Consider the following 19,259-nt stretch of genomic DNA (forward strand, 5'->3'; position numbering starts at 1 on the left):
GAGGGTTTCAAGGAAAGGTTGTCTTAGCGGCGGTCTACGCTGTGATCGCGAAGGCGAAGTCGTGTTCCATCTTCTCGTTGGACGTGCCGGGCCGGAATGAGTTGGTCTGGCGTTTCCTGATCGTGCTCGACTCGCCTTGGTGCAACGGCGTCACGCTACGGCCGCTGAGTCCAGTTTCGAGAGACGCGGTGAGGCCCTCGAACAGGCCCTCTTTGTCCAGCATGGTGCCGCCAATCCGCACCACTAGATGCGCCTCGCCTTTCAGCAGGCCCGCGCAGCCCTGCCAAACCTCAGATAGGAAGGTCCAATACTCCTCCTTACGAGTGTGCCGGTCGTCCTTGTGCAGACGCGCAGACGGTCGGTCGGGGCCACCAAGGAACCAAAGCCGTAGCCATTGGTCCTCGGCATAATCGGTCGTGTCCAGATACGGCGGTGATGTGACGATCAGCGAAACGGTTTCCGTGTGTTCGCTAAGCATGTCACCTGCCGTCCGGGCGTCCCCGAGAACGACTTGTCCAGTGCGCTTTGGCACTTCACCGGCAAGTCGAAACTTCGCTGTCTTGCGAAGAATGTCGAAGGCGTCACGTTCCGGAGGAAGGAGATCGCGCGCCTTCCACCACCTCACCGAATACTCCGGTTTGGTGCTGATGGTGCGCGGCATCCGATTGCTTAGACACAGTTCGGTCTTATGGGACTCTCCATGGAGCACCCCCAGCACCATAGCCGCAATAAATCGGTCCGCCCGATCAGTCTGCCAGCGCAGTGCGCGTTTGAGGAACAGCACCTGTTGCAGCGTCAAGGTGCTGAAGCACACTCGAAAGAACTCATGGTCGGGTGCTGCCTCCTCAGCCGCCGTGGCGAACTCTCCCTGAAGCTCGTCGATCCGCACTGCCACCTCATCGGGGGTGGGGACGTTTGCCTTGGCACCCGCGACGCAAGCAGCAACCGGATTTATGTCAGACCCGATTGTGCGACGGTCGTTGAGAAGGCCTTCGAGAATGGTGGTGCCTCGTCCGCAGAACGGGTCGAACACCTGATCGCCCGGACGGGAATAGGCGAGCAACTGCTTCTGAACGAAGCTCTCCGGGAACATCGCGAAATAGGGACAGATCGAGTGAAGAGGATTTCGCACTAAGCAGCCTCTTCGAGGTGTTCGAGGGTAGTGGTCACCCATTCCTCGACGCGGTCGAACTGGTCGATCCCATCGACCCGCGCGCGAGAATCGGCATCGGCGGCAAGGATCGCTGCTGCACATGCGGCGACGCGCTCGCGGTCGAGAACGATACCAAACTGACGTTCCTCGAACTCGAACACAGCGGCGCGCATGTTTACAGGGCCACGTTGTATCGTGGTGCGGGCATCGGTGACATTAAACGGCATGACCATTGCGGGTAATGAGTGCTGGTAGCTCGGGCCGTCAAACCAACTACGCAGAGCGTTGGCGTAGTCTACCACTGATTTTCCTGTCCAGTTCTTACCAGAGGCCACTTGCCCGAACACCAGAACCTTGGAGCCGTTAGCGTCAGGGAAGTTGATCCATCCGATTAGATCAATGCCTGCGTCGTTCTCCTGATTTGGTGCCCCAAAGGGAACTGTGTTGACTGTCTTGTATGCTCCGAAGCGTGTCCAAGCACGCTTGAGTGCCTCTAAGAAACCGGTTTGATCGGGACGGGGATAGCCGAACCATACAACGTCACCACCCAAGTAGCCCCCGAGTGCAATCGCGGCGCAGACCTGCAAGAGCAGCCCATACATAAACTCGGAGTGCAGCTTCCGCCCATCGCTTGTCTCGTGCTCAGTATCGGCTTCGTCGAGTTCCAACAGGCCCAACCTCCGCGCGGATATGAGGAGGCAGAAGAGATAGACCACAGCCCCCGGTTCACGAGGGCTGGCGTCCTGCCATTGGATACGCCTACGAGCGGAAGCTCCGTGCCCGACTGTCGTCACGACGAACGGGTAGCTGGTGCCGAGAATGCGTGCGCGGTGCTCGAACTCGTCGAACACATCACTGATGATCTGTTCGTTTTCGACGGCGACGATTTCGCCTTCTTCATACTCACCAGACACCTCGTCGTAGACCAGACGGGTGCTGCGATCCTCCGCCTCCATGCGGACGATCTTCTGAAGCTCTCCACCGCCGAACGCGCGCTCTCTCTGAGCTAGGCAGAGGAGTTCGAGCCAATCGGCTAACCGGCTTGCTGGGGCTTCTTGGTCAGGTCTTTGGAGGAGCATCAGCGAACGCGGCAAGCGGGTCTTGTTGAGTGGATTGCATCGCTTGGCGCAGCGCGAGGATCGTCTTCCCCATGTTGTTGACGATCTCAAGAAGCGTAGGCGTTCCGTCGTAGTCCTTGGATGCCGCCAACGCCTCCTCACAGCCTCGGGCAGCCTGCCGCAGCACGATCTCGAACCGCTCGTGAGATGGCGTCAGAAGTTCTTCCGCCGCATCGAGATTTCGGTTTGCGATAAGCTCGTCTCTGGCGGCCGGATGCGCGATTACCCGGACCAGCGTCCCAAGGTCGGGGTTTTGCGTGCGGATGACAGAGGGTTCGTTTTTGCTGCGCTGGCCATAGAGCCAGTTCATCAGTTGGAGGAGTTCGCCGACCTTCTCGGACTTGATCGTCTCCGGGGTGATGACCTCCCTGTTCGGAGTTTCAATCCCGAGATACGTCCGGATGTCCGGGCGCGTCAGCGCAGTGTAGAGGTGCGAGATGGGGAACGGCGCACTCGTCGTAGCGTCCGCCGGATCGTAGCCCTCATCACGTGCCCGTTGGAGCACGTTCCAGCCGTTGATTAAGCGCAAGACGGTGTTGTGGCTATCACCGAGAGTGCGACTCACGACCTCGACATCGTGACCCTTAGCTACCCACTCGGCAGCGAACTTCGCCTTCGCCAACGCATCCCACTTGAACGGGCCGTTGATGTGCTTGAAGCCGATGAAAACGTAGGCCGCTTCCCGATTGTCCGCATAGCGCACGCTCACTGTTTCGGGGTGGGCGTTCTCGTGCTCCACTTCAATGGAAGGGAGCTTATAGCCCACTGCCTTGCGAAGCTTCTCATCCGCGATAAGACGAAGCGCAGCAAGGCGCCGGTTGCCCTCCACGACGGTGTTGTCTCGCTCGGCGATCAGAGGTTCATAGTCGAGCCATCCAGCCGTCAGGATCGACAGGACCAGTTCGTCCACGTCGTATTCCTCGACGAGATGGGCGACGACTTCTTCCTCACTTCCGAACTCGATTTCGGCCATGCGCGGGTTGTGCATGTCGAACTTCAAGTCGGCCGGGCGCACCGGTGTGATTTGCGGGTCCAAGCCCGGTGCAGCAGAGTCCGCCATGAGAGTTCCTAGTCGCGGCGCGTAAGCCTATCAGTTCGATTCGTCGCGCCCTACCATAGACCAACTCGCGGCGGCACGGGCAGGAGGGACCGTGCCAAGGGTGTGCCATGGTGTGCCAGAGCGTCGTTCAAGGGCGCAGCGATAGCTACGCCACTGGCGCGCCGTGCCAGATGTCATCTAACCATCTGATCCATAAGGAAGATGGTGGCGGTGACGGAGGGATTCGAACCCTCGATACCCTTTCGAGTATGACGATTTAGCAAACCGTTGCCTTCAGCCACTCGGCCACGTCACCAGCCCGGCCGGGCGCGCTCGGGGCGCGCTCCAAATCGGGTCGCACTCCATAGCCGAAACCGGGCGCCGGGAGCAACGGGGGCGCGGAAAAGAAAAACATCGCGGCGGCAGATCGCGCGCCGCTCGCCAAAATGTGCGGCGCGCGGCCCGTTTCATCGCTTAAGGTTAAGCGACGGGAGGCTGGCGGCGAGCGTGAGCGGTCAACTGCACGAGCGACTGGACGCCAAGATCGGCGAGCTGCGGGCCGCCGGCGTGGCGATCACGCGAATCGACGCCAGCCCTCAGGCCATCGAGCAGCTGTTCATCGGCAAGGGCGAGAGCGCCATCCTCTTCGACGCCGATCCGTCCCGCGACACCGCCTGGTACGGAGACGTCGAGCTGCAGGCCTGCGCCGAGCCGGGCGCCCGGCTCCTCGTGGTCGGCGCCGACGGCCCGCAGAATATCGAAATCTAGAACATCGAGATCTGACGGCACGAGGCTTGCTGCGCGGTCCTCAAGTGGAACACCCGCGCACCAAAACGAGCCCATCGTCCTAGTGCGCGCGCCGGCGCTCCATGCGCCGGCAAGGCGGGGGAGCGCGTCATCGCCGACGCGCTCCCCTAGCCTCCTGCTCTCAGGACAGCGTCTTGGCGTAGCGGCGAGCGCCGCGGGCGGCGTCCAGGCACTCCGCATAGGTGTCGAGCAGCCACTTCCGGCTGGCCAGCTTGTCTTGGCCGCCGCGCGCCAGAGCCACGCCCTCCAGGTCGGCGATCCGTTCCAGCAGCAGATAGGCGACGTGTTCAGGTGTGTTCTCGCTCGCCGTCGACACCGGTAAATCGGCCATGGCGTTTTCGGACTTCCTGACGGACATTGGGCGCGCCCTTTCGGCCAAGCTCGATCTGCGGCTCAACGCCGTGGCGGCGGGCCCGTTGCATTACCCTTTCGTCACGATCGCAGAGGCCCCGAGGCGGGGCGAGACATCCATGCGCCTGCTCCTGCCGCTGCTTCTCCTGGCCCTCGCCGCGGCCCCGCGTCCCGCCGCCGCCGACCCCAGCGCCAGGCCCGACCTGGCGGCGCGGCTGCCCGACGGGCGAAAGCTGAACTTTCGCTGCGCAGGGGCCGGCGCGCCCACCGTCCTGCTCGAGGGCGGCTACGCCGCGGACTCGCTCGGCTGGGGCAAGGTCAAGGCCGCGCTCGCGAAGACCTACCGCGTCTGCACCTACGACCGCGCCGGAGCGGGCTTCTCCGATCCTGGCCGCCTGCCTCGCGACGGCGCCGCCATCGCCCGCGACCTCGACCGCGGCCTGGCCGCCGCGCGTATCGGCGGCCCTTACATTGTCGTCGGGCACTCGGCCGGAGCGCTCTACGTTCGGCTGTTCTCCAACCGCCGGCCGCAGGACGTCGTCGGCATGGTGCTGGTCGATCCGTCGATCGAGCATCAGGACCGCCGCTTCGCGGCGATGTTCGGCGAGGGCGCGGCCGGTGTCGGACCGTTGCGGGCGCGCGCCGCCCAGTGCCTGGCCGCCGCCGAGGCCGGAAGCTTGCCCGCGACCGAACCGCCGCTCGACCGATGCGTTCCGGCCGCGCGCCCCGGTCAGGATCCGGCCGCGGCCGCCGCACGCCGCGCCGAGGCGATGCGCCCATCGACCTGGCGCGCGCGGATCTCCGAGCTCGACACCCTTTGGGGGGCCACGTCCAATCAACTCAGCGCCGCGCGACAGAGCTACGGCGACCTGCCGCTGGTGGTGCTGACCGCCGACGGGACCTACGCCGCCGCGCCCGAGGCTGCGCGACAGCCGCTCGCGAACCTGTGGTGGGGTCTGCACCGCGAACTGGCCCGCCGTTCGACGCGGGGCGTCAGCCGTGTCGTGAAGGGCAGCTCGCACATGATGATGACCGACCGCCCTGACGCCATCATCGACGCCGTCGATGAAGTCGCTTCCCAGGCGAATATGCTTAAGCGCAGGTGAACAATTCACCCACAGGTTGTTCGCTCTTATCAAGCATCTTGTAGTGTGAATGACAGTTGTCGGCGTGCTGTCGCAGCCCCGAGATTGATTCAGTCCTCAGTCTGGTCGCAATTGGGGTGCGTGACGGATGCGAATAGTTTACAGATGTCGTTATAGAACGCGTGTACGTTAACTGCTCACACAGAGGCCGTGTGGCAGTGTGCTTCCCCGTTATCGCGATAAACCGGTCCCTGATGTCTTTCGCCGCCCCGTTCAAGCCCAGCTCGTTGGCTGACCGCCGCGCACGCCGGCAGGCTGAAGCCGACGCCGCCGCGGCCGCGTGGGCCGATCCCGGCCGCGATCGCCGCGGCCCGCTGCGCCCGGACAAGTTGACCCCGACCCGCCTGCGGATGTCGGGCCGGCTGCTCACCCGCTCCTTCCAGGCCGGCGACGCGCTGGCGCTGATTCTCGGCAGCCTGATCGCCGTGGCTCTGACGCATGGCGCCAGCGTGCTGCTGATCTACGGGGCGGCCACGGTCGCCACCTTCGCCAGTCTGCGCCTGTTCGACTGCTATAAGTTCGGCCGCCGCGAAGACCTGGCCATGCACCTGATGCGGGTCACCGTGGCGTTCGCCGTCGCGGTCGCGATGTGCTTCGCCATCCTCACCCATTTCGTCGGCGCGATCATGCTGACCGCCTCGCTCGGGGTCTGGACGCCGATGGCGTTCCTCTGCGCGGCTGCGGCGCACGGCCTCTGGTGGGCCAACGTCAAGCGTTGGCGCTCGAACGGCCGTCTGACGCCCAATCTGGTGATCGTCGGGGCCACCGGCGCGGCCGACCGCCTGATCGCCGCCATTCTGGAAACCCGCGAGGCCCACGTCCTCGGCGTGTTCGACGACCGCGCCGAGCGCACGCCCGCCGGTCTGCACCGCGTGCCGCTGCTGGGCGGCACCGACGAACTGCTGGCCCACCGGATCATGCCGTACGTTGATCGCATCGTGATCACCGTGCCGGCCCATGCGCGAGAGCGCGTGCACGCCCTGCTCGAGCGCCTGAAGGTGCTCCCCAACGAGATCACCCTGCTGCTGGACCGCGAAGGCCAGGCCGAGGAGGCCGAGGCCATCGACCGGATCGCCAGCATCCCGCTGGCCCGCGTCTCGGGCGCCGAGATCGACCAGGGCAAGGCGCTGGCCAAGCGCGCCCAGGACATCATCATCGGGGCGCTGGCGCTGTTCGTGACCACCCCGATCATGCTGCTGGTCGCCTTGGCCATCAAGCTGGACAGCCCCGGCCCGGTGTTCTTCCGCCAGCGCCGCCACGGTTTCAACAACGAAGAGATCGTGGTCTGGAAGTTCCGCTCGATGCGCACCGAGGCGGCCGACGCCAAGGCCACGCGCCAGATCAGCGCTGACGACGACCGCGTCACCAAGGTCGGCAAGTTCATCCGCAAGACCGGCCTCGACGAACTGCCGCAGCTGTTCAACGTGCTGACCGGCGAGATGTCCCTGGTCGGTCCGCGCCCCCACGCCATCGGCATGAAGACCGGCGCCGTGGAAAGCTCGCGCCTGGTGGCCGAGTACGCGCATCGCCACCGCATGAAGCCGGGCATGACCGGCTGGGCCGCCATCAACGGCTCGCGCGGGGCGGTCGACACCCCAGAACTGGTCCGCCGCCGCGTGGCGCTGGACGTGGAGTACATCGAGCGCCAGTCGTTCTGGCTCGACCTCTACATCATGTTCATGACCATCCCCTGCCTGCTGGGCGACTCCGAGACCGTCCGTTAACCGGGTCGCGAAAAAACGCTGCGCGTTTAACGGTTTGCAACCGGTCCTTGGGCCATTCTGAGCCTGAAGGCGGCGACCTGCCGCCAGGTGCGCTTGGGAAGGAACGGCCGGATGTTCTGGCGTGGCGTGGTCGGCTACCTGCCGGTCAATATCGTTCAGGGGCTGGTCGGCCTGCTGACGATCGTCACCTTCACGCGCCTGCTCTCCCCCAGCCAGTTCGGCGATTACGCCCTCGGCTTTACGGTGATGAGCCTCGTCCACACCGCGGTCTTCACCTGGAACGAGGCGGCGCTGGCCCGCTACTGGGCCGGAGAATCTGATCGCGACGGCGGCCGCGACCTGGCCGCCACGGTCTACCGCACCTGGTTGGTCCTGCTCTGCGCCCTGCCGCTCGCCGGCGCCCTGGCGCTGCTGATGCCGCTCAATCCGGGCCTGAAGTTCGCCACCCTCTGCGGCCTGCTCGCCGTCGTGCCCCGCACCTTCGCGCGCCTGGCCCAAGAGCGCCGCCGCGCCGCCGGCGAGGTCGCCGGCGCCGCCAACATCGATCTGGTCCAGACCCTCGGCGCCTTCGCGCTCGGCGCGGCCCTGGCCTTCGCGGGCTTTGGCGGCGCAGCGCCGCTGATCGGCATCGGCGTCGCCGCCGCGGTCTGCGCGGCCTGGTGCTTCGCCTCGGAGTTCAGCAAGGGATCGGGCGGCCGCTTCGAACCGGCCCGCCTGCGCCGCCACGCCGGCTACGGCGTTCCGGTCGCGCTGTCGCTGATCCTGGCCCTGGTGCTCTCCAGCACCGACCGCTTCCTGCTGGCGGCTTTCCTCGACGAGGCGGCGGTCGGCGTCTACCACGCCGGCTACAGCCTCGCGAACCGCACTCTGGACGTGGTGTTCATCTGGCTGGGCGCCGCCGGCGGCCCGGCCCTGATCATGGCCCTGGAGCGCGGCGGCAGGCAGGCCCTGATCCCCGCCGCGCGTGAACAGGCCTCGCTGATGCTGCTGCTCACCGTGCCGGCCGCCGTCGGCCTGGCCCTGGTCGCGGCCCCGCTCTCCCAGCTGATGGTCGGCCCGGCCCTGGCCCAGGGCGCGGCCCAGGTCACCCCGTGGATCGCCGCCAGCGGCCTGCTGGCGGGCCTGACCACCTACTACTTCCACCAGGCGTTCACGCTGGGCCAGCGCACGGTCTTCCTGCTGGCCGCCATGGCCCTGCCGGCGCTCGCTAATCTGATCCTCAACCTGCTGCTGATCCCGAAGCTGGGCCTCCAGGGCGCATTGATCGCGACCCTGGCCAGCTACGCCCTGGGCCTGGCCGCCTCGGCCCTGCTCGGCCGCCGGCTGATGGCTCTGCCGGTTCCCTGGCTGACACTGGTCCAGGCCGCGGGCGCCAGCGCCCTGATGGCGCTCGCCGTCAGCCGCATCCCCGCCCTCGGCGGCCTGCCCGAGCTCGCCACCAAGGCCGGTGTCGGCGCCCTCGTCTACGGCCTGGCCGTCTACCTGATCGACGCTGGCGGCCTGCGCAGCCGCGCCGGCCAGGCCCTTCGCACCCTCCGCGCCCGGAACGCCGCATGACCCAGGACAGCGCCTTCACCGTCGACAACGCCGCCTGGTATCGCGGCGGCGCCAAGCTCTCGGTGCTGATCCCGTTCAAGGGCGACGACCCGATCCCGCTGCTCGCCGCCCTGTCGCACGAAGCCGCCGCCTGCGCCGAGATCGTCATCCTCGACGACGGCAGCGAGGATCAGAACCTCTCCTTTGAGGTCGAGGCCGCCGTCGGTCTCCTGCCGTTGCCCGCCCGTTTCATCCGCCTGGCCCGCAACGAGGGCCGCTCCAAGGGCCGCAACCGCCTGGTCAGCCACGCCCGCGCCGGCCACTTCCTGTTCCTTGACAGCGACATGCTGCCCGACGACCCGCATTTCCTCGGCCGCTGGCTGGAGTTGATCGCGCGCGAGAACACCCCCGTCGCCTTCGGCGGCTTCTCGCTGAAGCAGGCGCCGCCGCGCCGCGACCAGGCCCTCCACCGCAGCATGGCCGCCCACAGCGACTGCCTGGACGCCGCCGCCCGCAGTCAGCACCCCGAGAAGCACGTCTTCACCTCCAACCTGCTAGTCCGCCGCGACGTCTTCGAGACCGAGGCCTTCGACGAAGGCTTCGCCGGCTGGGGCTGGGAGGATGTCGAATGGGGCATGCGCGTCGCCCGCCGCTGGCCGATCCTGCACCTCGACAACACCGCCACGCACCTCGGCCTCGACACCGCCCGGACCATGGCCGCCAAGTACGAGCAGTCCGCCGCCAACTTCGCCCGCGTCGTCGCCGCCCATCCGGCCGTGGTCAGCGGCTATCCCAGCTACCGGGTCGCCAAGGCGCTGAAGCGCGCCCCGCTGCGCGGCCTCTGGCGACCGATGCTCAAGCTGTACGCCCTGACCGAGGCCGCCCCGCTCGCCAGCCGCGCCCTGGCCATGCGGCTCTACCGCGCCGCGCTGTACGCTGAGGCGGTCTGATGTCCTACGAGAGCGCCTACAAGGCGGACTCTTCGCTGAAAGGCAAGCTGCGCCGCCGGCTCGCGCGCCTCGCCCATCGCCGCCCGCTGGCCGCGGCGCCGGGCCGCCCGATGCTGTCGATCAGCTTCGACGACGCCCCGCTCACCGCCTGCGCGGCGGGCGCGCAGATCCTCGAGGCCCGCGGCCTGCGCGGAACCTACTACGTCTCGGCGGGCCTCGCCGGTCAGGAGGCCCCGATGGGCGTCTGCGGCCAGGAGGCCGACTATCGCCGCCTCGCCGCCGCCGGCCACGAACTCGGATGCCACACCTTCTCCCACCTCGACTGCGGCGGCGCCTCGGGCGAAGCCGCCGCCGCCGAGGCCGACCATAACGCGCAAATCCTGGCCGCCTGGGGCGCCGGCCCGCTGGAAAGCTTCGCCTATCCCTATGGCGACGTCGCCGCCGGCCCCAAGCAGGCGCTGGCCCATCGCTATTCCACCCTGCGCGGGCTGCACCACGGGCTCATCGACAAGGGCGTCGATCTCAACCAGGCCCCCGCCGTCGGCATCGAAGGCCCGGACGGCGAGGCGCTCGCTCGCCGCTGGCTGCACGAAGCCAAGGCCCGCAAGGCCTGGCTGATCCTCTACACCCACGACGTCGCGGACGATCCTTCGCCCTGGGGCTGCACGCCCGGCGCCCTAGCCGCGCTCATCGACGAAGCCCAGGCCTCCGGCTTCGAGATCGACACCGTCGGCGCGGTGGCGCGCAAGCTCGCCGCCTAGGCGCCAGCGCGAGTCATCCCGGTCTTGCTTCGCAAACCGGGATGACGGCTGTGCCCGCAGCCCCCTACTCCCGCACTTCCCGGTCGGGCCAGACCAGCTTGGTCGCCACCATCACGAACATCATCCAGCGGAAGTCGTGGAACGTCACCGCGATGCTCTCGGTCAGGGTCATCAGCGTGTAGACGATCAGGAACGGCACCGCGAAGTACGCGCCCTTGTCGCGGAACAGCGCCACCACCGCCAGCATCAGCGTCTGCACGTACATCAGCGCGAACGCCGCCAGCCCGAACACCCCCAGCCCGATCCACTGCTCGATCCAGGCGCTGTGGGCGTGGATCGGGGTGAAGCCGGCGCTCTTGACGATGTGGGACATCGGGCTCCAGGCGCCCTTGGACTCCCAGATCACCCCATAGCCGTAGCCGGTCCACGGCCGCAGCCGGATCTGCGCCATGGCCGCGTCCCAGATCTTGGTCCGACCGGTCAGGGTCGCGTCCTTGCCCAGCACCTCGAAGAACAGGTCGGCCGCGAACAGGAACAGCCCGGCGACCATCGCCACGGCCAGCGCCGCCAGCCAGATCGTCGCCACCCCCGAGGCCGGATGCCGGCGGATCAGCGCCACGAAGGCGATCCCGCCCAGCCCCAGCATCAGCGAGACCAGCGAGGTCTTCGAGGTCGACATCAGCACCAGCAGCAGCGCCAGGCCCGCGAACGGCAGCCAAACCACCGCCCTGCGCGGGTTCAGCACCGCTGCGGCGGTCAGCACGATGAAGCCCAGCGCCATGATCCCGCCCAGGGCGTTCTTCTCCGGCCACACCCCGCGCCAGGCGCCGGGGAACAGCTCGCTCATCACCCCGATCGACGGGAACGCCACCGAGACGGCGATCGCTGTCAGGGTCAGGAAAGCGAAAGAGGCCGCCAGGATCTCCAGCAGGCTCGCCCATCGATAGCGCGCGGCCAGCGCCACCCCGCCCAGGGTCGTGAAGCCCAGCGCCACCACCCGGGTCAGCGTCTTGTCGGGCGCGATCGACCACAGGGTCGAGGCCAGGCAGATCGCCAGCAGGAACGGCTGGCGCAACAGGGCCAGCAGCGTCGCCCGCGGGCTCAGCAGCAGCAGTAGCGCCGCGGCCCCATAGGCCGGCAGGTAGAGCGCCCGGATCAGCCCGCTGGCGGCCGGATTGCCGGCGTCGCCCAGCAGCGGAAACACCCAGAATTGGCTGTAGATCAGGAAGATCCCGGCCGAAGCGACCAGGGTCAGCAGCCGCCATGCGGTCAGGCGCGGCGCCGCCGGAGCCATCGCCCCGCCGCCGGCCAGGGCCTGGGTCACGGCAGCAGCGCCTTCATGAACTTCGGAACCTCGACCACGCCGCGGTTGAAGAACAGGCCCGTCACCTGCCCGCCGGCCCCAATGATGGCGTCGCGCAGCTGGGCCGGGGCGCGCACGTCGGCCTGGTCGGCCGAGACCACCAGCACCGTCTGGTCCATGAACGGGGCCAGCGCCAGCGCCGCGCGCGAGCGGTCGGGCGCGGGCCCGTCGACGATGATCACCTCGGCGAAGCGGCGCAGCGCGTTCCAGTAGTCGGCGGTCGGGACCAGCCGCACGCTCTGGCGGCCGACCAGCCGCTCGCGCTGGAACCGCGTCACCCACCAGCGGGCCGAGCCGACACGGTGCGCGGCCAGATACCCGCCGTCCGGCCAGATCTCCCCGTCGGCGGTCTGGGCCGGCGGCTCGACGGTGAAGAAGGCCGATCCGTCGGGGCTGGCCTGCACCGGGCCGCTGAGCTCGCCATAGCGGCCGCTCTGCGCCGATAGCGCCGCGTGCTGGGCGGCGGTCACCAGGTCCAGGTCGACCAGCCACACTGAGCGACCGGCCTTGCGCGCCGCATAGTGGGCCAGCTCGCGGGCGACGGTGGAGGCGCCCTCCCCGGTCCGCGCGGCGGTGATCTGGATGACGCGCGAGCGGCCGGCCGCGGGCGACCCAAGGGACGCCCACAGATCGGCCATCTCGGAACTCAGATCGACCATGCTCGAATCGCGCCGCCCAATTGAGCGCAGGCTAGCGCAATCCGCGCTTCACTGCGCCTTCAAGGGCGCAGCGCCCAGCACCGGCAGGTCCAGGGTGCGCGAGGCCGACTGCGGGGTCGGCAGTCCGGGGCGCAGGAACATCGCCAGCAGCCCGGCGCAGAGGGCCGTGAAGCCCGCGAACAGGAAGGCCAGCACCACCACCGGCTTGCGCAGGCTCTTGCCCTTGATCGGCGGGATGGCGCGCTGGACGATGCGGATGTTGTCGTTCGAGCGGGCCGCGATCTCCTGGGCCGCGCGGTTCTGTTCTTCCTTGACGGTGAACTCGCGGACGTTGGTCTGCAGCACGTCGCGGTTCAGCGACAGCTCCTGGAACCGCGGCTCCAGCGCCGTCAGCTTCAGCCGCCGCTCGGTCAGCCGGTTGATCTGGTCGGCCAGCTCGGCCTGCGAGCGGCGCAGCGCCCCAACCTCCGACGTCAGCTGGATCTTCTCGGTCTGCAGGGTCTGGAAGACGGGATTGACCCCGATCCGCTTGGCTCCCTCGCCCAGGGTCCGGCCCGCGGCCATCCCCGCTTCCAGCTGGGCGATCTGCGCGTCCAGCTCCTGCACCGGCCGCGCGTCGGCGCGATAGCGCGACAGCAGCTCCTCGCGTTGGACCTTCAGGCCCACCAGCTTCTCGCCCGGGGCGCTCGAGATGTCGCGATAGATCCCGACCTCGCGCGACACCTGGCCGAGCTGGGCGTTCAGGCTGGCCAGCCGGCCGATGCGGTCCTGCAGCTGGGCGTCGGTCTGGTACTTCTGCTGCTCGATCTGAGCCTGCAGCTGCGACAGCGAGGCCTTCTCGGCGACGAAGTCCCCGATCCGGTTGCTGGTCAGGAACTCCTCATAGGCGGCGTCAGCGTCGGCCAGCCGCGTCTCGAACAGCTGGCGCTGCTGCTCCAGCGCCGGAGCGCTCGGGTCGACCAGCACCGTACGGCGATAGATCAGGTACTCTTCGAGCAGGGTGTTGAGGATCAGCGCCGCCGCCTGCGGGTCCTTGTGGCTGAACCCGATCCGCACGATCGGCGTGTCCGGCGCAGTCTCGATCTTCAGGTTCTGCTCGATGGCCCGGATGGCCATGCTCATGATGGTCTTCTTCTCGGCCGGCGTCGCCTTGGCGTACTTCTCGGCCAGGTCCGGATAGGTTCGCGACAGGCCCAGCCGCTCGATCACCCGCAGCTTCAGCGGCGCGGCGCCGAGGATCTCGATTTCAGACTGGATGACCGCGTCGGAGTCGAGCACCGCCCCGCGTCCGGCGTCGCCGGCCCGCGGCTCGTAGACGTACTCCTGGCCCAGCCGCACCAGCACGCTCGAATAGGCTTCGTAGCTGGTCTTCATGGTCAGCGCCGCGGCGACGCCCAGCACGAACAGGATCAGGAAGATCGCCGCCATCAGGTAGCGCTCCCGCCACAGCAGCACCGGGAAGTCGCTCAGCGCATAGCGCGGCCGCCCGGCCCAGGCGAACCCCGGCCCGGCGTCTTGCGTCGTTGCTGTCCACGCGGCCTGCGTCACTGAAAGAATCTCGGTCCCCGAACTCCTGCCGACCGTGCGAGGGCGCGATTAACACTCCGTTACCCATTCTCCTTAACCTTTGCGGCCATGCTTCAGAGGCGCCGCCGCACTGTCCCGATGATCGCCGCCTGCGCGGGCTTAGCCCTGACGGGCTGCTCGACGCCGCGGACCTACGACGTCATGGGCCGCTGGCATCCGCCCGAGCCCGCGCCGGCCGAGCAGGCGTTCAGCAACATTCCCTACGCCACCTGGACCGACTACGAGCCGGACTACCGCTTCTATCCCGGCGACGAGATCGAAGTGGCCGTGCCCTCGGCCCCTGAGCTGACCAAGACCCTGGTGGTCCAACCGGATGGACGGATCACCCTGCCCCTGGTCGGCCCGGTCATGGCCGCCGACCGCACGATCCCCGAGCTCGAAGGCGTCGTCGCCCAGGCCTATTCGACCCAACTGCTGCGCCCGCACGTCGAGGTCTCGGCCAAGGCCGCGCCGCTCAAGGTGTTCGTCGGCGGCGAGGTCGGCAATCCTGGCGTCATCGACCTCAACGGCGACGCCGACGCCCTGCGTGCGATCATCCAGGCCGGCGGCTTCCGCTCCAGCGCCGACGCCAGCGCCGTCTTCATCATCCGCCGCGGGCCCGACGGCCGCGGCATGATCCGCCGCGCGGACCTGCTCCGCGGTCTGCGTCACGCCGAGACCGACCTCGTGCCCCTGCGCCGCTTCGACGTGATCTACGTCCCGCGTACGGGCGCAGCCAATGCCGGGCTCTTCATGCAGCAGTACTTCCGCGACCTGCTGCCGGTGTCGTTCAGCTACGCCCTCGGCGCCCAGGCCGTCCAATAGACGGCCATTCAGCGATCGGGCGTCGTCAGACTATGATCCAGTCCCCGGTCAGGCTGCCGAGTTCCACGCCGGCCAGGATCAGACGACCGCCGCCCGTCATGTCGATGTGCACATCGCTTCCCGCCTGGCTGACCGTATAGCGGGTTCCGGACTCGAGCATGATGCGATCGCCTTCCGCCAGGCTGAAGTCGGTGATGAGGTCGATCCCCGCCGCCCCGAAACCGTAGAAAATGTCGGCCCCTGCGCCGCCCGTCAGGGTGTCGGAGCCCAGGTCGCCGAACAGCGTATCGTTCCCGTCGCGGCCGAACAGGATGTCGTTCCCCTGGCCCCCGCGCGCGACATCGTCACCGAGGTCGCCGGAGATGTAGTCGTCTCCCTGTCCGCCCTGGATCGTGTCGTCACCCTGGCCGCCGACCACGACGTCGTCGCCCAGGTCGCCGAACAACAGGTCGCCGCCGGTGTTGCCCTGCAGGATGTCGTTGCCCTGCCCGCCATAGACCAGGTCGTCACCAGCGCCGGAGGCCAGACTGTCAGGTCCTGCATTGCCGTGCAGCAGGTCGCCATGCACGCCTCCCATCACGGTGTCGGCCCCGCCGCCCGCCGAAACAGTGTCGGAGCCGCCCGAAGCGAGGATCAGATTGTTGTCGGCGTTCCCGGTCACGATGGTTCCGCCATCGACCGTCGTGATGACAACCGATGGGGGCGGGTCGTCTACGGTCACCACGGGGGCGTTGGCGACCGTGATGGTCGACGCCTGGTAGCTGACATTGCCCGCCGCATCGGTGGCGGCCAAGTAGATATGGTAGGTTCCCGCCGAGAGAGCGGCGCCGCCTGCCCTCAGCGACGCGCCCGAGATGCTGAAGCTGCCGTTGTCGGCGTCGTTGGAGCCGTTGCCGGTCGCCAGGCTGTAGGTGACGCTGCTGGCGTCGGTGGCCGAAAGCGTCGCCAGCGTCGAGCCTGCCGTCGCGGCGCTGGTCGATATCGATGTGGCGCTCAAGCCAAGACCGGTCGGCGCTGCGGTGTCTACGGTGATCGCCAGTCCGTTGCTCGCCGCAGAGACGTTGCCCGCCGTGTCGGTCGCCTTAGCGGTGAGCGTGTGGCTGCCGGCGCTCAGCGTCGAACTTGTGATGGACCAGGTCCCGCCAGCCGCCGTGGTCGTGCCGAGCACGGTCGTCCCGTCAGTGTCGTAGAGGCTGACGGCGGAGCCCGCCTCGGCCGTTCCGGTGAGGGTCGGCGTCGTGACGTTGGTGATGTTGTCAGTGTTCGATGCGCCGCTGTCGCTGGCGCTCGCCAGGTCCGGCGTCGAAGGCGTGGCCGGCGCGGTATGGTCGAGGGTGTAGGGCTGGCCGGACGTGTAACCGCCGGCGACAGAGAGGCTCGCCCCGTTCAGGATGCCCGTGCCGCTGGAATTGAGGTCGAGCCTCAGCGTGCCGTCGCCGGACAGGCTGTTCACGGTCACGGTGTAGGTCGCGCCGCTGCCGGAGACGCTGGCGATCGAGCCCGACGCCGTGCCGGTGGCGGTCAGGGTGAAATCCGATCCATCGACGCCGGTGACGGCCTCGTTGAACGTCACCGTGTAGTTGACCGACGAGGCGGCGGCTGGCGCTGTGGTGGACGCGCCGCCCGCCCGCACGATGGAACTGACCGCGGGGGCGTTGGCGACCGTCATGGTCGACGCCTGGTAGCTGACATTGCCCGCCGCATCGGTGGCGGCCAAGTAGATATGGTAGGTTCCCGCCGAGAGAGCGGCGCCGCCTGCCCTCAGCGACGCGCCCGAGATGCTGAAGCTGCCGTTGTCGGCGTCGTTGGAGCCGTTGCCGGTCGCCAGGCTGTAGGTGACGCTGCTGGCGTCGGTGGCCGAAAGCGTCGCCAGCGTCGAGCCTGCCGTCGCGGCGCTGGTCGATATCGATGTGGCGCTCAAGCCAAGACCGGTCGGCGCTGCGGTGTCTACGGTGATCGCCAGTGCGGCGCTCGCCGCAGAGACGTTGCCCGCCGTGTCGGTCGCCTTAGCGGTGAGCGTGTGGCTGCCGGCGCTCAGCGTCGAACTTGTGATGGACCAGGTCCCGCCAGCCGCCGTGGTCGTGCCGAGCATGGTCGTCCCGTCGGTGTCGTAGAGGGTGACCGTGGAGCCCGCCTCGGCCGTTCCCGAGAGGGTCGGCGTCGTGACGTTCGTGACGTTGTCGCTGTTCGATACGCCGCTGTCGCTGGCGCTGGCCAGGTCCGGCGTCGAAGGCGTGCTCGGGGCGGTGGTGTCGATGGTGATCGTCAGTCCGGCCGAAAGGGGGCTGGTTTGATTGCTGCCGTCGGTCTGAGCGGCCCTGAGTGTGTGCGCGCCTTGTGAAAGGGCGGGCAAGGTGATGCTCCAGGCGCCGGCCCCGTTGGCGGTCGCCGTGCCGAGAAGCGTCGTTCCATCGGTGTCGTAGAGCTTGACGGTGTTGCCCGCACCCGCGGTCCCCGTGAGGGTGGGCGTGGCGATCTTGGTGATGTTGTCGGTGTTGGATGCGCCGCTGTCGCTGGCGCTCGTCAGGTCCGGCGCTGACGGCGCGGCCGGGCCGGGCCGGGTGATGGCGACGACGAACGAGTCGCTGAAGCTCGCGGCGTCCGCCCCGTCGAGGCCCTGAATGGCGAACGCATCGTTACCGCCAGTGGGGTCGGTGTAGATGACGTCGACAATGTCTCCGGGCAACAGGGAGCCGGACCAGCCCAATGTCACGGTCTTTGCGGCGCTGTCGATCGCGACGCTGGTGACCGAGATGCCGCTGCCGTTGATCTGGACGTCGAAAGCTCCCGCCGGCGGCGGAGATGCGGCGTCCAACGCCGTGTCAAAATGTATCGTGAAGAAGTTTTCGCCGATGTAGCCGTCGGCGCTGGAAAAGCTAGGCGTGCTCAAGACTCGATGTCCGTACTGTTGGGCCGCAACCTGCTGTCCTGCGACGTTGTCCAGGGCTAGGAGGTGCTGGTTAACAAAACGGATCGGTCCCCGGATCTAGTCCACCGCCCAAAGGAGTTTGTCCTCCACGTTGAGGCGCTGGAACATCTCGAACACCCCGCTCATCGGGCTCTTGGCGTAGCTGGGTCGGGCCTGCATTCGGGAGAGCCATTCCGAGGCGGCGGATGACCGCGCGAGCAGAGCCGATCCCTCCGGCGTTCGGGTGAAGAAGAGAAGTTGCGGCAGCAGGAAGCTGTCCGCCAGGGTCATCTCGGAGCCCACCAGAAACCCGCCAACGGCGACGGCCTCATCGATCAGGCGCATCTGCAGAAGCAGGCCGGCGCGAGCTTCGGCGAGAAAGGCTTCGTCGGGGTCAAAGCCGAATGCGGGGCGAACCAGGCGCTCCTTCATGAAGCGGTTCATTGTCGGGAAGACATAGGAATTGATGACGCTGATCCAGCGCAGGACCTCGGCCTGGCCAAGGGCGTCAACGGGTTGCAGGGGTCGACCGGCGAATGCGCGATCGATGTAGTGCGCAATCGCTAGAGTTTCGTAGAGAAACACCGCCCCATGCTGAAACGCGGGCATCTTTCCGAATGGATGAAGCGCCAAGTGCTCGTGCGAACCCGGCGTCAGCGGCGCCACCTCGTAGTCAACGCCCTTTTCGTCGGCGACATGTATCGCCGTCCAGAGGTAGGCGCTCTCGGCCAGCGAATGGAACCTTATTGTCGCCATGGGCGCGCTTCCTGTTCAAAGAGAATTTGCGCCGTCTCGCCGAAAGCCGCCTTGCGGTCCATCAAAGCGACTTCCGGAGCCCTACCGGACGTCTGCTAAGGGTCGATTTCGGTCACAGGCTTCGCTCCCCACAGGGGACATTGCCCTCGCCCGAGAGCAGACGTCTCCCAAGTCTGCGAGGGGTGGAGAGTGGACATTGGTTCTATGCGGGGCGACCATCCGGTATGCTCAAGCCTGAACGCATAGTTGTCCTCGGCTGCTCGGGGTCCGGGAAGTCAACGCTTGCTGCGCAACTCGCGGACCAGTTCGGTCTGCCGTTCTTCCCGACTGACAATGTCTACTGGCGCGCTGACTGGACCCCTGTGCCGGAGGGAGAAGTTAGAGCTTGGCTCGATGCGACCACTTCGTCAGCACGCTGGGTGTTGGACGGCAATTTCGATGCGCAGAGGGATTTGCTTTGGTCACGGGCTCAATTGGCCGTTTGGTTAGATCTGCCGTGGACGACTACGGTGCTGAGCGCGTCGCGCCGTAATCTACAATGGTGGATGACCGGTGAGATGATTTGGGGCGGCGTCCGCATGACGCTCGCACGGGCAGT

General features: G+C 67.4%; 16 protein-coding genes and 1 tRNA gene. 7 read left to right on the forward strand and 10 right to left on the reverse strand.

Annotated features, from left to right (window positions below; translation table 11 throughout):
- Nucleotides 1–34: 34 nt before the first annotated feature.
- From GGQ61_RS05355 to GGQ61_RS05370, 4 genes are all read right to left on the reverse strand, one after another.
- Complete coding sequence (locus GGQ61_RS05355) at nt 35–1,132, reverse strand: DNA methyltransferase (RefSeq protein WP_183770362.1); 1,098 nt, start codon at nt 1,130–1,132, stop codon at nt 35–37.
- Nucleotides 1,132–2,247: a hypothetical protein gene (locus tag GGQ61_RS05360; RefSeq protein ID WP_183770365.1), complete on the reverse strand. Its 1,116-nt coding sequence runs from the start codon at nt 2,245–2,247 to the stop codon at nt 1,132–1,134. The genes GGQ61_RS05355 and GGQ61_RS05360 overlap by 1 nt, the downstream gene beginning before the upstream one ends.
- Nucleotides 2,213–3,331: a hypothetical protein gene (locus tag GGQ61_RS05365; protein WP_183770368.1), complete on the reverse strand. Its 1,119-nt coding sequence runs from the start codon at nt 3,329–3,331 to the stop codon at nt 2,213–2,215. Before GGQ61_RS05365 ends, GGQ61_RS05360 begins: the two co-directional genes overlap by 35 nt.
- Nucleotides 3,332–3,536: 205 nt before the next feature.
- A tRNA-Ser gene (locus tag GGQ61_RS05370) sits at nt 3,537–3,626 on the reverse strand.
- 191 nt (nt 3,627–3,817) lie between these two features.
- Here GGQ61_RS05370 and GGQ61_RS05375 point away from each other — a divergent pair.
- A complete protein-coding gene (locus GGQ61_RS05375; protein WP_183770371.1) occupies nt 3,818–4,078 on the forward strand; it encodes a hypothetical protein in 261 nt (86 codons plus the stop codon).
- A gap of 160 nt (nt 4,079–4,238) precedes the next feature.
- On the opposite strand, the gene GGQ61_RS05380 is transcribed toward GGQ61_RS05375, so the two are convergent.
- Nucleotides 4,239–4,448: a hypothetical protein gene (locus GGQ61_RS05380; RefSeq protein WP_183770374.1), complete on the reverse strand. Its 210-nt coding sequence runs from the start codon at nt 4,446–4,448 to the stop codon at nt 4,239–4,241.
- Nucleotides 4,449–4,587: 139 nt separating this feature from the next.
- On the opposite strand from GGQ61_RS05380, the gene GGQ61_RS05385 reads away from it, so the two are divergent.
- From GGQ61_RS05385 to hfsH, 5 genes are all read left to right on the forward strand, one after another.
- Nucleotides 4,588–5,574: an alpha/beta fold hydrolase gene (locus tag GGQ61_RS05385; RefSeq protein ID WP_183770377.1), complete on the forward strand. Its 987-nt coding sequence runs from the start codon at nt 4,588–4,590 to the stop codon at nt 5,572–5,574.
- A gap of 233 nt (nt 5,575–5,807) precedes the next feature.
- Complete coding sequence (gene hfsE, locus GGQ61_RS05390; RefSeq protein WP_183770380.1) at nt 5,808–7,337, forward strand: polysaccharide biosynthesis protein HfsE; 1,530 nt, start codon at nt 5,808–5,810, stop codon at nt 7,335–7,337.
- Between the two features lie 111 nt (nt 7,338–7,448).
- Nucleotides 7,449–8,894 carry a polysaccharide biosynthesis protein HfsF gene (gene hfsF / locus GGQ61_RS05395; protein WP_183770383.1) on the forward strand — a complete coding sequence of 482 codons (1,446 nt, stop codon included), beginning with the start codon at nt 7,449–7,451 and terminating at the stop codon, nt 8,892–8,894.
- Nucleotides 8,891–9,823: a polysaccharide biosynthesis protein HfsG gene (gene hfsG, locus GGQ61_RS05400; RefSeq protein ID WP_183770387.1), complete on the forward strand. Its 933-nt coding sequence runs from the start codon at nt 8,891–8,893 to the stop codon at nt 9,821–9,823. Before hfsF ends, hfsG begins: the two co-directional genes overlap by 4 nt.
- Nucleotides 9,823–10,584, forward strand: a complete 762-nt coding sequence (gene hfsH, locus GGQ61_RS05405; RefSeq protein WP_183770390.1) for an oligosaccharide deacetylase HfsH — start codon at nt 9,823–9,825, stop codon at nt 10,582–10,584. The genes hfsG and hfsH overlap by 1 nt, the downstream gene beginning before the upstream one ends.
- Before the next feature lie 64 nt (nt 10,585–10,648).
- On the opposite strand, the gene GGQ61_RS05410 is transcribed toward hfsH, so the two are convergent.
- The 3 genes from GGQ61_RS05410 to GGQ61_RS05420 are packed head-to-tail and all read right to left on the reverse strand — an operon-like array spanning nt 10,649 to nt 14,154.
- A complete protein-coding gene (locus GGQ61_RS05410; protein ID WP_343056039.1) occupies nt 10,649–11,908 on the reverse strand; it encodes an O-antigen ligase family protein in 1,260 nt (419 codons plus the stop codon).
- Nucleotides 11,905–12,606, reverse strand: a complete 702-nt coding sequence (locus GGQ61_RS05415; RefSeq protein ID WP_183770393.1) for a P-loop NTPase family protein — start codon at nt 12,604–12,606, stop codon at nt 11,905–11,907. Before GGQ61_RS05415 ends, GGQ61_RS05410 begins: the two co-directional genes overlap by 4 nt.
- 48 nt (nt 12,607–12,654) lie before the next feature.
- Nucleotides 12,655–14,154 (reverse strand): GumC family protein, encoded by a 1,500-nt coding sequence (locus GGQ61_RS05420; RefSeq protein ID WP_183770396.1) that lies wholly within the window; start codon nt 14,152–14,154, stop codon nt 12,655–12,657.
- Between the two features lie 87 nt (nt 14,155–14,241).
- On the opposite strand from GGQ61_RS05420, the gene GGQ61_RS05425 reads away from it, so the two are divergent.
- The gene (locus GGQ61_RS05425; RefSeq protein WP_246370450.1) at nt 14,242–14,997 is read left to right on the forward strand and encodes a polysaccharide biosynthesis/export family protein; all 756 of its coding nucleotides are present in this window, start codon (nt 14,242–14,244) and stop codon (nt 14,995–14,997) included.
- 25 nt (nt 14,998–15,022) lie between these two features.
- Here GGQ61_RS05425 and GGQ61_RS05430 read toward each other — a convergent pair whose 3' ends face one another.
- Together GGQ61_RS05430 and GGQ61_RS05435 are read right to left on the reverse strand one after the other, a co-directional pair.
- A complete protein-coding gene (locus GGQ61_RS05430; RefSeq protein WP_183770399.1) occupies nt 15,023–17,887 on the reverse strand; it encodes a beta strand repeat-containing protein in 2,865 nt (954 codons plus the stop codon).
- 96 nt (nt 17,888–17,983) lie between these two features.
- Complete coding sequence (locus tag GGQ61_RS05435) at nt 17,984–18,661, reverse strand: glutathione S-transferase family protein (protein ID WP_183770402.1); 678 nt, start codon at nt 18,659–18,661, stop codon at nt 17,984–17,986.
- Nucleotides 18,662–19,259 lie beyond the last annotated feature (598 nt).

This window comes from Phenylobacterium haematophilum (assembly GCF_014196295.1).
In the GTDB taxonomy this organism is placed as follows: domain Bacteria; phylum Pseudomonadota; class Alphaproteobacteria; order Caulobacterales; family Caulobacteraceae; genus Phenylobacterium; species Phenylobacterium haematophilum.